9 protein-coding genes are annotated in these 15,752 nt (G+C 38.1%); 6 read left to right on the plus strand and 3 right to left on the minus strand.

Translation table 11 applies throughout. From position 1 onward, the window contains the following. Window positions 1–362 precede the first annotated feature (362 nt). Window positions 363–3,992, plus strand: coding sequence for a glycosyltransferase family protein (locus METLIM_RS00855; RefSeq protein WP_004075916.1), 3,630 nt, complete (start codon window positions 363–365; stop codon window positions 3,990–3,992). Window positions 3,993–4,088: 96 nt separating this feature from the next. Then, a complete protein-coding gene (locus tag METLIM_RS00860; protein ID WP_004075917.1) occupies window positions 4,089–5,096 on the plus strand; it encodes a GNAT family N-acetyltransferase in 1,008 nt (335 codons plus the stop codon). Window positions 5,097–5,142: 46 nt separating this feature from the next. Here METLIM_RS00860 and METLIM_RS00865 read toward each other — a convergent pair whose 3' ends face one another. Continuing rightward, entirely contained in the window at window positions 5,143–5,565 is a 423-nt protein-coding gene (locus METLIM_RS00865) for a hypothetical protein (RefSeq protein ID WP_004075919.1), read from the minus strand. A gap of 65 nt (window positions 5,566–5,630) precedes the next feature. Beyond that, complete coding sequence (locus METLIM_RS15285; RefSeq protein ID WP_004075923.1) at window positions 5,631–11,447, minus strand: PKD domain-containing protein; 5,817 nt, start codon at window positions 11,445–11,447, stop codon at window positions 5,631–5,633. Between the two features lie 455 nt (window positions 11,448–11,902). On the opposite strand from METLIM_RS15285, the gene METLIM_RS00875 reads away from it, so the two are divergent. After that, the gene (locus METLIM_RS00875; protein WP_004075925.1) at window positions 11,903–12,937 is read left to right on the plus strand and encodes an MraY family glycosyltransferase; all 1,035 of its coding nucleotides are present in this window, start codon (window positions 11,903–11,905) and stop codon (window positions 12,935–12,937) included. 30 nt (window positions 12,938–12,967) lie between these two features. On the opposite strand, the gene METLIM_RS17250 is transcribed toward METLIM_RS00875, so the two are convergent. Then, complete coding sequence (locus METLIM_RS17250; RefSeq protein ID WP_048145412.1) at window positions 12,968–13,174, minus strand: hypothetical protein; 207 nt, start codon at window positions 13,172–13,174, stop codon at window positions 12,968–12,970. A gap of 16 nt (window positions 13,175–13,190) precedes the next feature. Here METLIM_RS17250 and METLIM_RS15900 point away from each other — a divergent pair, with 16 nt between their 5' ends. The 3 genes from METLIM_RS15900 to METLIM_RS00895 all read left to right on the plus strand — a co-directional run bounded on the left by METLIM_RS15900 (window position 13,191) and on the right by METLIM_RS00895 (window position 15,752). Next, entirely contained in the window at window positions 13,191–13,571 is a 381-nt protein-coding gene (locus tag METLIM_RS15900; RefSeq protein WP_048145414.1) for a hypothetical protein, read from the plus strand. 238 nt (window positions 13,572–13,809) lie between these two features. Next, a complete protein-coding gene (locus METLIM_RS00890) occupies window positions 13,810–15,129 on the plus strand; it encodes a hypothetical protein (protein ID WP_157202186.1) in 1,320 nt (439 codons plus the stop codon). Beyond that, window positions 15,129–15,752: a PIG-L deacetylase family protein gene (locus METLIM_RS00895; RefSeq protein ID WP_004075930.1), complete on the plus strand. Its 624-nt coding sequence runs from the start codon at window positions 15,129–15,131 to the stop codon at window positions 15,750–15,752. The genes METLIM_RS00890 and METLIM_RS00895 overlap by 1 nt, the downstream gene beginning before the upstream one ends.

Here is a 15,752-nt window from a genome sequence, read left to right on the forward strand (position 1 = left end):
CATGCAGATATATCAGTATGCCATGAATTTTCTAAAGCCGGTTTGCCGGAGTACTCAATATGGCAGTATAGCAAATGATAAAATCCCTGAGGATAGTATTCAGTCTGCCTGCCCGAATACATAGTTAATCTTAAAGTATTCAACAGAATTTGTGGATGATAATATTACTTCCCACTCTTTATTCTAAGTCAAAAGCACAGATAAAGAATCAGGCATAGAATTAAAATATCAAAAATCTCAGAAAATCACTGTTGATAAACTTACATTTCCGATCCTTAAACATATGCATTACGTCAGGAATGTTTGACATGCAATAAAAATACAAAGAAAAAACAGTCATATTTAAGCCAGGAACAGTGAAAATGAAGAGAGCGGACAAATTATTATTCTACATTAAATCCGGAATTAACAGATTTTTTCCGCAGCAGGACAAGCTATCTGCCCTGCTGATATTATTCCTGATATTTGTCCTTACTATAGCCTACTTTATTCCTCTGCTATTCTTTGGAAGACCATTTGGAACTGATACTTATACCCATCTCTTCCATACAATGCAGATATATAATACCGATTCTTTGTTCAGTTTTTACGAAGAGGTTGGTAAAATAGTGTTTAATCCCGGTCTGAATGAAAACTCATATAATTATCCCTTTGGTTCATGGTTGTTTATTGCCGTAATCTCCAAAATATCAGGATTAAAACCAATATTAACAGCCGGAATTTTTTCAGCATTATATCTGGCTGTGATCATATCAACCTATTATGTATATTCCGGATCATTCCTGATGTACAAATGGCAGAAAATACTCTCAATTCTTTTTCTGCTTTCTATGCCCATAGCAGCTATATCACTTGAAACATTCAGACCTTCCGTATTTGTAATTCCTTTTTTGCTTCTCGCGTTTTACTTTGCCTATTCTGAAAAACTGAGTCTGAAAACTGTAGTAATTATCACATTGATGAGTATAACAATTGCTCTTTCCCATGCAGGTACTTTTATTTATTTAATGATCTTTTCTATCGTTTTTTTCCTTGCCGGATGCCTGTTCCAGGGTAAATTCTATAAAACAGTATATTTTATCCTTGCCTCATCATTTTTTGTATACTGGGTAACTGTGAGAGTATTCCCCCATCTACTACCGCAGTATGCAAACAAATCTTCAATGTTTATGATACCAGGCAATTTTATGGCTACTAAACTTCATATCTTCTTTGCAGATGACTTAAGCTATATATTATACAACAATATGTTTGTAAATGATGAATTTGTATATGCCTTAATTTACTCAGCACTCTTCTTTGCATTGGGACAGTTTCTGATCTACGTAAACAAATTTTTTATTCAAAAATATAATGAAATAAAAAAAAGCAGAAATTATGCTTTAATTCCGGCAAGCATATCCCATTCATCTCTGCTGATCCCTTTCTGGATAGGACCTGTACACACAATACTATCCTTTGCAGGTTTTTTCAGGCTGGATTCAAAAGGAAAATGCTTCATGATCTCACTCCTTGCAGTTACGGTATTACCCGCATGGATCAATGAAACAGAAGATATTGCCGGAGCAACGGGAGTACTAAGGGAAATTAATTACCTGATCCTTATAATTCCGGTCTCTGCTGTTCTGGGGTTTTCCAAAATTACAGAAATACTCCAGCAAAAGAAAAAAGGAGGCAGGTTTTTACTTCTTCTTCTGACCCTCGCGATAATCTCTTCAGCAATAATTATACCTCTGATTGGCAATGCTTATTACAATAACAAATTCTCAGGTGACGACTACATAATAAACGGTATGACCTGGCTTTCAGGAACCGGAAGTCCTGATGAAAAGGTTGTTGGAGTTGGTTACCGAAATATTCCAATATTTACAGAAAAACAGGACAGTACATACGGACTGATGCAGGGTTCAAGGACAAAAACCTTTACAAAAATATTGAACAGAGTTTATTTCTATGGAGATGGGAATCATGCCATGGAGCACTATACGCTCTTTGGAACCAGATACTACCTCCTGTCAGATAAACTGATATCCAATCTTCATGGCAAACCAGAGGACTTAACAATAGATCACAACATTGATCTTGACAGGATATATTCATGCCGGGATTTTGGAATTTACAGCCTTTCCCTCCAGTCCGGAAACACACTGATGCCTAACGAAGGTTATCATAAGAACAGTGGCCCTACCATAAATGAAATAGGATCTGGTTTTGAGATAAATACAGAGGCCTATAAAATATCTGTAGACAAATACAATCCAACAATAAAATATATCGGTGATAATTACCACAATCTCCTTCAGGAAGGGTCTATTAACGAAATGGCCTCCTTTTACTTTTATAGTACTGATGAACAGTTCAGTCCCTCACAATATTCATTCAACTCAGGTAATAATTATGAGATAAAAAGGGACAACAACCAGTTAATTTACAGAACTATAATAAAAAACAAAGACAGAATTAATATTTCAACCGCCGAGGTAAGATATACATTCTATCCTGAAATTATAAAAAGAGAATATATTATCTCAAATGACCGTATTGAAAATGAAGAAAGAGTCCCGATGCTGTTGTATTTTAACTCTGAATTTTTCTCGCCATCAAACAATTTTTTTTACTTTAATAACAATGAAAGATATGAAAAAACCATCTATCCTTCCCAGGATTGTGTAGAACTTGACGATAAATTTGAAAGGATATATATTTCCGAAGGGGACAGTGGCATATTCATTGATTATGAGGATACATCAGTTTATCCGGACTATCTATATTACAAGGGAATTATCTCCTGTGAATACAGCGTTATCGGGCTGAGGCAATATGAGATTGTAGAACCGGGAGCGTCAGTGCATATTACCCAGTACATATCAGCGGGCGCTGAAACAACTGCAGAAAGAAGAATAAATGAGCAGAACAGAGTTTCATTGCATCTCTACCCTGACGGAATTCTTCCACTTATATTCTGTAGTTACAATTCAGGAACAGTTCTTGCCGGACCCGGAGAATTCAGGGAAATTTCAACCAAAAACAGCAGTATAAAATTAACTGAAACTTTGGGGAGAACCCAAAAAGAGATTAATCTTAAGTCTCTGAAACAATACTCTGTAGAAAATACACCATATATAACCTCAATAATGATAAATGTACCATATTACAATTTAATAAATAATGAAGGACTCAGGCATCCACAAAATGTTTTGATTGACGGTGAAGAAACAGACATAATAATTTTGCCGATATCAAAGCCAGCAACAAATATTCTAAGCTTTACAAATAACTCTGAAAAATTTTTTGAAGACTGGGAAAAAGTCGCAGAAAGTGCTTCTGAAAATAATGACATGGCACTTTTCCTGATAACAGAAAGTGATATTTCAAACCAGATGAAATCCGGAAAAATGGACGAATTTCTGAATTATGCTGAAATTCTAGGTCTTTTCCCCGTTTCAGCAGATGAAACGGCCCGGCATTTCAGACTGATAGGAAACATAGAATATAATTTTGCAGAAGAAAATGATAAAATAACAATTACTGCAAGAAACAAAAATAATGAGGCAGTAAAAGGCTTAACATTCCGGATTAAAATGCCGGCAGTTAAAGATGGCAGTTACATTGCCCAAAACTCCAAAATTGTAAAGGAGCAGATATCAGGAGATCAGAAAATAATTTTTGTCAGTGTAAATCTTGAACCCGGGGAGTCAAAAAAGATCAGTATATTACCTGATTTTGAGAGAAAAAAACTCTTAGCGGAAATTAGTGGATGCCTGGGGGAGGGAGAGGCAAAAATAAAAATAACTGATGATAAAGGAGAGGAAATTGATAAAGCCACAGTAATTATAGACTCTGAAATCTACTACACTGACGAAAACGGAATTATTGAAGTATTCCTCAGAAGGGGAGAACACAAAATAATTGTTAAAAAAGCCGGTTATACAATGTACAGTTACGAGTTTGTTGTAACTGACAGAATATCGGCAATTCTTGGAATAGTATAATTATAGTAATAATAAGTCCTTTAATCAGGATTGAACCTGAATTTTCGTCACAGAATGATAAAAACATCATAGAGATTATTAAAACCGGTGAAATAAATGGAAATTAAATTGTGCAATGATAATCTTTCAGATATATGGGATAAATCCGTATTATCATCAGAGTATGGCACTATCTTTCATAAATGGAATTTTTTGAGGATTGCAGAAAAATATTCAGGCTCCAGTCTGCTTGGACTGATGATATATCAGGGAACTGAGCTTAAGGCAATATATCCGGTTTTCCTGAAAAATAGGTCCGCATTTAATATTGCAATGTCGCCGGTTTCAAGATCATTTATGTATTATCTCGGACCGCTCTTTGTAGATTATGAAAACCTTAAGCAGAGAAAAAAAGAGACCAGATTCATCAATGTACAACAGATAGTTGACGAATTATTATTTTCTGAACTTGGGTGCAGATATGCAAGAATCAGACTTGTACCCGGTTATTATGATTCAAGACCACTTTCATGGTCAGGGTACGATGTAAAACCATTATACACCACCAGAATTGATCTGAAAAGGGATATTGATGATATATGGAATGATTTTGATAAAAGAATAAAGGGAACAATAAAAAAAGCCGACAGTAACGGTATTCAGGTTAATCTTGGTGACTTGGAAGATATGAGGTATATATTTCAATCATTATCAGAACGCCTAAAGGATCAGAATCTCAGGCCCTCAGGAAATTGGGAATTTATATATGAAATATATAATGAATACAACAATAAAAATCTGAATGTATTCATTGCAAAAGAGAACAAAAAAAGGATTGGGGGGATTATATCCCTTTATTTCAAAGGTATATTTTTCCTCTGGATCGGCACCCTCAAAAACCCAGGATGCAGTATTTCACCTAACGAACTGCTGGTATGGGAGTCACTGAAGTGGGCAAAAGAGCATGGTTTAAAATATTTTGAGAATATGGATTCAGGCAGCGACCCCAGACTAAGATTTTTTAAATCAAAATTTAACCCGGAACCAGTAATATGGCATTCAGCAGAAAAATACAGCCCAAAATATCTGAAATACCTAGGGCAGGTATACAATAAAACCAACTAAAAAGGAGATTTTTCCGGATAATATTCAGTAATAAAACTAATAATGATTATAGATTATCAGGATTTTTGATCCGGAAATATACATATTCTTCATTCTGACCACCCTCAAGTACAACTTTTACTGCCATAGGATAACTTACATCAGGAGAGACAGAAACAGTTTCATATTTAACAGCGGATTCCCTATCGGCAAGTTCAAAGGAATCGTATTTCTGGATATCTTCATTAAGATATATTTTAATATTATATGTTGTTAATTCTCCTTCAAAACATCTGACTCCGTAAACAAAAGAAATATTATCGGAGTATGCATAACCGGAATAAGATTCCGGAACAAGATAGAGGGCTGAATAATGATCATCAGTCCCTAAGTAAAAATAAGCCAAAAATATTACAGACAGAACCAGAGAAATAATTACAGCGGTCCTGATAAACGGATGCAGGTAATTTCCAAAATTCTCATCAGACATAGCCGTGGATTATTCATAAACAGCCACATATAAAACTATGCAAGGTATTGGAAAAAAAGTAGTTTTTATGTAACTACAATATACATCATCTTCTTCTCTGTATCCTTCTCTTTTCCATTCTCCTTGGTAACACGAAGCATTACATTATATTTTCCCGGTTTAATATAGGTATGCACCGGACTCTTTTCATATGCTGTTTTTCCGTCACCAAAGGAATATACCCAGGTTTCAGGAGAACCTGTGCTTTTGTCTGTAAACAAAACTTCCAGGGGAGCACTGCCGGTTGTGACATCAGCCAGGAATTCAGCATTCAGTACCTCCTCTACAGGAGGTTCCGGTTCAGCAGATGAAAGAACAGTAATATAATCTGTTTTAACCTCAGTATCAGTGCCATTATCATTGGCTACTTCAAGCGAGACAGAATATTTCCCGGGATTATCATAGATATAAACCGGATTCTGTTCCACGGATGTGCCTTCATCGCCAAAGTTCCATTTCCATGACAGAGGATTTTCTGTACCTGTATAGGTGAACCGGATCCCGGTGCCGGCTTCTGCTTCGGTAATATCAGCACTGAAATCAGCAGAAGGCAAAACCGGAACAGGTTCAGTAACTGTAATGAAACCTGCTTTCTCCTCAAAATCCGTTATATTGACTCCGTCTTTAAGGATGCTGAGTGTTACACTGTATGTACCGGGTTCTGTATAGATGTGTACAGGATTCTTGTCATACGCAGTATCACCGTCTCCAAAGGAGTAAACCCAGTTATCAGGTTCTCCTAAACTTAAATCAGTGAATGAAACTTCAAGAGGTGCACTGCCGGTTGTAAAATCAGCAGTGAAATCTGCATCAATTACTTCTTCCACAGGTGGTTCAGTTACAGCAGGTGCTGAAAAGACATTGATATAATCTGCCTTAATTTCAGTATCGGTTCCGTCTGCATTACTAACTTCAAGTGTAACTGTATATTCTCCGGCATTAGCATATGTATACACCGGATTTTTTTCCACTGATGTACTTCCGTCACCAAAGCTCCATAGCCATTTTACAGGGAAATTCTTACTTGTGTCAGTGAACCGGATCTCAGTGCCGGCTTCTGCCTCCATTATATCCGCAGTGAAACCTGCAACTGGAGGGAGAGGTTCATCATTAACAGTAATGTATTCGATTTTCTTCTCGCTATCCCTTTCAAGACCGTTAGATTTGGTAATGAGGAGCATCACAGTATATTTGCCCGGATTTGCATAGGTGTGTACAGGATTTTGCTCATATGCTGCTTTACCATCTCCAAAGGAATACACCCAGGTCTCAGGTGAACCTGTACTTATATCAGCGAACTGTACTGCAAGAGGATCTGAACCAAATGTTACATCAGCAGTGAAGTCAGCATTAAGTACTTCTTCAGGGGCAACAGGGACTGGAAGGACATTAATATAATCTGTCTTAACTTCGTCATCTGTGCCATCGGCATTAATTACTTCAAGCGTTACTGTGTATATTCCTGCTTCACTGTAAATATGAACAGGATTTTGTTCTCCGGATATGACTCCGTCACCAAAGCTCCACTGCCATGAAACAGGATTTTCTGAACTTATGTCAGTGAACCGGATCTCAGTGCCGGCTTCTGCTTCTGTTATATCGGCAGTGAAATCTGCGACCGGAAGGACAGGAACAGTTTCAGCTTCAGTCACTGTTATTAAACCTTTCTTCTCCTCATAGTCCATCTCATTGCCGCCATCCTTAATAACACGGAGAGTTACAGTGTAGGTTCCGGATTCAGTGTATGTATGTTCAGCGTTCTGCTCATAAGCGGCACCACCATCTCCGAAGTAGTATGTCCAGTGTTCAGGCTGCCCGGTACTAATGTCAGTAAACTTAACGGTAAGCGGGGCACTGCCGGTTGTGACATCAGCAGTGAAGTCAGCATTAAGTACTTCTTCAGGGGCAACAGGGACTGGAAGGACATTAATATAATCTGTCTTAACTTCGTCATCTGTGCCATCGGCATTAATTACTTCAAGCGTTACTGTGTATATTCCTGCTTTACTGTAAATATGAACAGGATTTTGTTCTCCGGATATGACTCCGTCACCAAAGCTCCACTGCCATGAAACAGGATTTTCTGAACTTATGTCAGTGAACCGGATCTCAGTGCCGGCTTCTGCTTCTGTTATATCGGCAGTGAAATCTGCGACCGGAAGGACAGCAACAGGTTCAGGTTCAGCTTCAGCTTCAGTTACTGTTATGAAACCTTTCTTCTCCTCATAGTCCATCTCATTGCCGCCGTCCTTAAGTACACGGAGAGTTACAGTGTAGGTTCCAGGATTAACGTAGGTATGCTCAGGGTTCTGTGCATAGATTGTTTCACCGTCTCCGAAGTAGTATGTCCAGTGTTCAGGCTGCCCGGTACTAATGTCAGTAAACTTAACGGTAAGCGGGGCACTGCCGGTTGTGACATCAGCAGTGAAGTCAGCATTAAGTACTTCTTCAGGGGCAACAGGGACTGGAAGGACATTAATATAATCTGTCTTAACTTCTTCATCTGTGCCGTCGGCATTAATTACTTCAAGCGTTACTGTGTATATTCCTGCTTTACTGTAAATATGAACAGGATTTTGTTCTCCGGATATATTCCCGTCACCAAAGCTCCACTGCCATGAAACAGGATTTTCTGAACTTATGTCAGTGAACCGGATCTCAGTGCCGGCTTCTGCTTCTGTTATATCGGCAGTGAAATCTGCGACCGGAAGGACAGGAACAGGAACAGGAACAGCTTCAGTTACTGTTATGAAACCTTTCTTCTCCTCATAGTCCATCTCATTGCCGCCGTCCTTAAGTACACGGAGAGTTACAGTGTAGGTTCCAGGATTAACATAGGCATGCTCAGGGTTCTGTGCATAGATTGTTTCACCGTCTCCGAAGTAGTATGTCCAGTGTTCGGGCTGCCCGGTACTAATGTCAGTATACTTAACGGTAAGCGGGGCACTGCCGGTTGTGACATCAGCAGTGAAGTCAGCATCTAATGAACTCTCTCCAGGAGGAACGGTAGCAGCAGGAGATAACAGGACACTGATATAATCTGCCTTAACTTCAGTGTCATTACCATCCGCATTGCTCACCTTAAGTGTAACAGTATAATTCCCGGACTCGTTATATATGTGAACCGGATTCTGCTCAAATGATGTTTCTCCATCGCCAAAATTCCACTGCCAGATTGAAGGGGTATTCAGACTTGTATCACTGAAATGAATTTCAAGTGGCAGTTCACCAGCTCTTACATCGGCAGTGAAATCTGCAACCGGAATTTTCTGCTCAGGAAGAACTTCTCCTGAAAATGTAATTCTGTATTCATGTTTTCCGGAATCCAGACCAATTCTCAGATAAGAATTGTCACCTGACAGACCCCAGTCTCCATAAACAATACCGTCCTTTGTAATTCCTGAAACAGAATTCCCGATCTGGTAAAGTATGATATCACCAGCAAGAGTTCCGTCTGTAACTATTGTTGCTGAATTAGCATTGCGGTTCAGAGTAACAACTTCAGTTCCGGAGATCTCAATGAATTTCTGTCCTTCAGCGTTAAGATAGCTGCCTTTTATTAAGGTTAAACGATAATCCAAAGCAGGATTATTATATCTGATATACGCAATATCTGCATCAGTCTCAAACCTGTCAAAAGATGAGACAAGGTCTCCGGAGTAGAAGTAATCCTCTCCTTTGGGTGAAGTTACTTTAAGAGCGCTGCCGCTGCCGTTAACTATAACTTCTTCTGCTGTCTTCTGTTCTTCATAGGCATAATCAGAGAGAAGTGCAGTTATTCTGTAAAGGTCCTCTGAAGGTTCTTCCCTCAGGTATAATGTGGGTGAGAATACCTCTGATTCCTTACTGTAACCGGCAATCCTTCCAACCTGCTTTGTAAGAATAACCTCTGAAGCGGGAACAGAGAACAGATTCATATGAACATTATTCCCATAAGGATTTTTAGTATCCCAGATTACAGAATTTGTCTCAATTCCTGTATTGGTCTCTGTTTTGTACGGAAGTGAGAGCCAGTCATATGCTGTACCGCCAAGTTTAAGATTTCCGTTTACATGGCCGGTTTCAGATTCTGAATAAGCATAGTCACCATTTAAATCTCTGGTAGGGGTAATGTCCAGACTTGCCGGACGGAACACATTTCTGTATACAAGTTCGCTGTTGCCTTCCAGACGATCAAAGAGAACAAAATAATCATTGTCATTATGAATAATTGTCCTTGAATAATCTACAGGAGATGCAAGCACATATGGATCACTCCATTCATCACCAATAACATGGTTAATTGTCTCCCTGGCAGTAAGCATGTCAGTCCACGGAGTCTGAACAATGTTTTCAACAGTCACAGGTGTATAAACACCCAGGAAGTTTCCTTTGTAAACACCTCTTGATTCACTGTCAGACCAGCTTGAAACCGGGTAAGGTGCAGCAGGATTTTCAATTGCAATACTGTTATGCTGGAATCCATAGGGTCCATAATGAGTATCAAGTACATACTTGTTCTCCCCTGCATCTGCCAGCAGAAGATTTCCTTCACCATAGTATTCAATTGAGAGCTGATCGTGGTGAGCTGAATCACGGTTACTGTTGGTCTTACCATTGAAGGTCATTAATGATAGCCAGTCAGAATCGGTCTCCCAGTTCTCCCTGAAAACCTGATATGATGCATCAGGACTCAGGTGATCAGTCCACGTCGGGGGAGACGGAGCAATGTTCTTATAATTGCCATAGACCATGTAGAAATATATATAGGGCATCTCATCATTCTCATATGAGTATGGCAGAAGATTATTCCCTTCCGTTTTATCAAGATAATTCATAACTTCTGCTTTTTCACCGTCATCAAGAAGATTAAGAATACCACTGTGATAAGTAACAAGCGTGTTTCCTGATGTTACAGCGTTGTTCATATATCCGTTAGGAAGTGTCTCCCAGATCTCCGAAGTAACGATCTTTTTTGAGACCGGATAATCATCAAAGATGTTTCTGTCATAATAATGACTGTATATCTGGAACCACCAGAGTAGATCAGCAATTACATATGATTTATATGCACCAAGGTAATTTTTACCGGATTCACTGTCAAAGCCGAATTCAATTAACGGCTTGTTATAGGAATGAAGCTCATCATTGATGAATAAATAATCAGTACCTGTTTTTTTCCAGTCTTCAGGAGATGATTGCAGAGGGATGTTGTCCGGATTTGTAAAATCCTCAAGAACAAGACCAGCTACAGCAATACTTGGATAAGCCTGGCCGTGATAATCTGAAAAGGTAACATAATCTCTGTTGGCACCATTCTCATTGAGATCAAGATAGGCAATATTGGCAAGTTCAGCTAGTTTGTTGCGTATGACCCTGTCATCAGTATCATTAAGATAAGGCTGAACCCAGTCATATGCAAGAGAATAATCTCTCACAGCTTTTGCCCTTTCCCATGATGACTGTGAACCAAGTCCAATATTTAACAGCGCCTCACGGGTTTTTTCTGCATATTTTTCATCTTTGGTAATCTGGTAACCCAGTCCGAGATCTCTTGTAAATGCCGCACGGTATAAAATCCTGTCATATGTCGGCCACTGAGGATCAGAAAAATCAAATGTCAGATAACTATCCGCTGTTTGAAGGATATATGACTCCCAGGAATTCCATGGTGATTCTGTACGATACTGATACCCAGGCACTTCACTTATGTCATCAAACATTAATGACGGATGCGATATACCGGTTGTTGACGCTGCTGATGCAAGCGCTGGAACTGCTGCAAGAAATAATAAAATTCCGACAATGAGCCCGAATTTATAATTTATGTTTATTATCTCAGATTTTTTGTTTTTTGTTGTCATTTTTTAACACCTCTGTAGTTATTTAAAGAACTCTGAACTCTGTTTACAGTCGATTCACGGGTAAAATTCTGATTTAGCCCAGGAAATCAAATATTCCTGAAGCTCAGACCCAGGATTTCAAAACTAATTTTTTTGAACCGGGTATGGCTTACACCCCAGTTGTAAAGAGTAATAGAACCACATATTACATAAAGATTATTGTTAGTGATAATCACTGAAACAAAACACAAATATATAACATACCTGAGAATTAATCGGATTGTCAAACTCTATAATATTGAAGATAACATCCCGACCGGAATCAGATTAAAAGAAACCAGGAAAAAATAAACAAAAACAGAAAACTTAAAAATTTTATATTAATAGACAGCCAGTATGGCTGAATGGAAAAAGTCAGAAACAGCCCCCGGTTTAGAACTTATACACCCTGATAAAAAAGATCAAAATTTGCATTAATGCCCGATATATCTATAAATACCGATTTTACAACACTCAGAAGTATGATAGTGTGGCTCTATGAAATAATCAATTCACTGAACTTTATGCTATTCGTATTTTTCATAATTCCTTTTATAATTACCCTTGCCATAATGCCCCACATTATCAGAAAATTAAAAGATAATGGATTTACTGCAAAGGATATGTACAAATCCGGTCTTCCGGAAGTTGCAGTGAACGGGGGAATAATTATACTCCTGGTATCCTTATTCTCAGTATCAGTAATCTCACTATTTTACTGCAATTATATCGAACCTGCAAACTACGTAATAATTACAGTAGTTACGCTCTTTGCCCTCTTTGGAATACTGGACGATATGATCGATATCGGAAGACCGGCAAAACTGATACTCCTCTATTACTGTTCTTATTCCCTGATAGCCTGCAACACTGCAACTTCTGTATATATGCCGTTCATTGGAACAACAGATCTCGGAATACTATATATCCAGCTTATTCTGCCGCTTTATGTTCCGGTAGTCGCAAATCTTGTAAATATGCATTCAGGATTTAACGGGATGGCACCCGGACTTTCCCTGATAATACTGATAACACTCATAGCCAAAACAATGATTGACGGAGAGATTCTCCCTGTATTATATATAGTCACTTTAACAGGAACACTTGCCGGATACTGGTTTTTCGAGAAATATCCGGCAAAGATATTCTGGGGAAATATAGGAGCACTGTCAGTTGGTGCTGCAATCGGATCAATAATAGTAGTTGAGGGATTTTTATTCAGCGGTTTTGTCATGCTTATTCCCCATACTGTTAACTTCCTCCTTTATATATTCTGGAGAATAAACTCCCGGAAATACCCGGTTGCAAAATTTGGGAAAATTAATCCGGACGGCACTCTTGAAGTCCCTAATGCACTGACCCTCAAATGGGTCCTGCCTTATTATTTCCCGATGAAAGAAAAGAGGGCAACAGATGTCATGTACATACTGACAATAATATTCTGTGCCGCAGGATTATTTATTCCCGGTTAGGCAAGACATAGACATATAAAGAGAAAAAAATTACCGGATATCAGGAGAGATTAAAATTTTTGAAACAATTGTATTCATCATCAGGGCTTCGTTGGCTTTTCTTCTATGCCTGTTTATTCCGGGATTCGCACTTTCCCTTGTAATTTTTCCGGAAAGTACAGAGATGCCGTTATTCAGGAGGATTGCACTCTCATCAGTACTAAGCATAATCTCAGTAATTCTGATAGTCCTTTTCATAGATGAAGTCCTGGCAATGAGAACTACGCCGGAAAATATATCAGTCTCGGTTTTAATTTTTACATCAGCTGGATTAATCATTTGGAAAACAGGAATAAAAATTAAAAGCAGGGGACTGAAACCCGGGTTTTTACCAGAGAATAACAATAGCGATGAAAAGAGAGAGACTCCGGGACAGCATAACGGAGAGCATATTATTCTGGATGAAACCAGCAGTATTTATGATACAACTGAATCAAAACAGGGAAATATAGAGGCAATATCTTGCGATTTGTTTATTTCCGGACAGCTTAAAGAAGCCAATGATAGAAAAAACGGGGATAAAGCCCAAATAAAACCTGAGCTTTCAGCATTATTCTTCCTGGAGAGAGACAATGATGAAGAACTGTATTTCTGACATAATTATATCTGAAAAACAAGCTAATAATATCAGTGACAAACAGAAGGAAAATATATCTAAAGTTATTAATTTAGCCACTGTATTCCAAAAAGATGCAGGATTACCTGAAATAAATCCCATCTCAAAAAAATACCATAGCAGTGAAGAACATAAAATTGTTCTTGAGACAGGCCATCAGCCAAATTACATGCCGTATTCAGGTGTATTTAAAAAAGCATTCCTTATAAATTATTTAATGGAAAATTTATTACCTGAAAATCCTGATACAACAGCCTTTTTTGGTTTTGCAGACCAGAATCTGACAACATCACCATATATATATAAAAATGTAATTCCGGCTCAGAATAAAAACGGAGTAGAGAAGATTGGATTTACCATAAAAAAAGAAGATAGATGGAAATATTTCTGCACAATAAACAAACCGGAATTCTCAGAATGGGAAGATGAAACAGAAAAGATCAGCAGAATTTATTCCAGAAACAATAAAGAGGTCTATGATCAGGTCTCTGAAATAATGTGGAAGAGTTACGAAGGTGCAGAAAACTTTGCTGATCTCAATGCCTTCATTTTTTCCGGGATCTGCGCCGGGATTCTGGGTATTAAACTTCATTTTTTTCGTTATTCTGACATAAGCAAAGAACAGATATTTACTGAAGAAACAAAAAAGCTTCTGATGAAAGTTAAAAGCTATAATAAGGCCTATAATCAAACAATTGAAAAGGAAAATCTTAATCTGAGGCCTGTCAGACCAGAAGAAATTCCATTATGGTATCAGTGCAGATGTGGTGGAAAAGTATCCCTTGAAAGGACATCAGGAGAAACAGTCTCAGGTATATGTCCGGTATGCAAAAAAAGACATGAATTACTGCTAGAACAGGATTTCAAAGGTATCAGACATTATTTTAAGGATCTCAGCTTCTCCGCTGTTGCAAGAAACATGATCTTTTCTGAAGGACTTAGAGTGACTGCCTTCATATCAGGACCGGGAGGTGGTCTTGAATACGGAAGGGTATCGGATCAGATCTCTGCTTACCTTGGCTTTCACACCCCTGCAACCTTTGCATGGAGATCAAAGGACTATTACCTTGGAAATATCCATAAAAATGCACTAAGACAACTATACCGCACATATAATATTAACAAAAATGTTCTGGTTTCCCGGAATTTCCCTCTTCTGGTTTTAAGTGTTCAGGATGAGATGATAAAAGAAATCAGAAATTCTGAATCTCTGACTGCCGGAAAAAATGAAAACCGGAATGACTCAAAAGAACTTCAGGCAAAAAAAGGCAGACTTCTTAATCTTAAGAAAAACGGAATTATAACCTCTAAAATTTTCTCTTCAACTCCTTCAGCACTGGATCTCTTCATGAATTTTAAACCGGATTATATTTCCCGGAAATGGAAGGATGCCATAAACAGCAGTAGTGTTGAGCAGATGTACAGGGCATACATTTTTAAGAATGATATAACTTATGAAGAAAATATGGAAAATGAAGAAGATTTGAATAAAATCCCTCTCCTTTACCATAACGTCATAAATTTTCCGGTGAACTAATGACAAAAAATATTCTTGTTATAAGTCCCCACACTGATGACGGAGAACTGGGCTGTGGTGGTGCAATCTCTCGTTTCTGCGATGAAGGGTATAATGTCAGTTATGCAGCATTATCCTGCTGTGAAAATTCAGTGCCAAAAAATTATCCAAAAGACATTCTCAGAAAGGAAGTCGCTGCAGCCACAAAAATTCTGGGAATTAATGAACTTATTTTATTTGAGTATGAAGTGAGAAAATTTCCACAGTTAAGACAGGAAATACTTGACACACTTATAGAATTAAAGAAAGAGATCAACCCGGTTACAGTTTTTACTCCCTCATCATATGACACCCACCAGGACCATAAGACAACACGGGAAGAGACACTCAGGGCATTTAAGCAGTGTACAATTCTGGGTTATGAACAACCCTGGAATAATATCTCCTTTAATACCCTTGCATTTGTCTCACTGAAGAAAGAACATATAAACAGGAAAGTTGATGCCCTGAAATGCTATGAAACGCAGAAAAACAGACCCTATCTGAACTGTGATTTCATAAAAGGGCTTGCAACAACAAGAGGAACACAGATTGAGGAAGAATTTGCAGAAGCTTTTGAAGTCATAAAGTGGGTTTTGAGGTAA

Origin of the sequence: Methanoplanus limicola DSM 2279, assembly GCF_000243255.1 — an archaeon.
GTDB classification, from domain to species: Archaea; Halobacteriota; Methanomicrobia; order Methanomicrobiales; family Methanomicrobiaceae; genus Methanoplanus; species Methanoplanus limicola.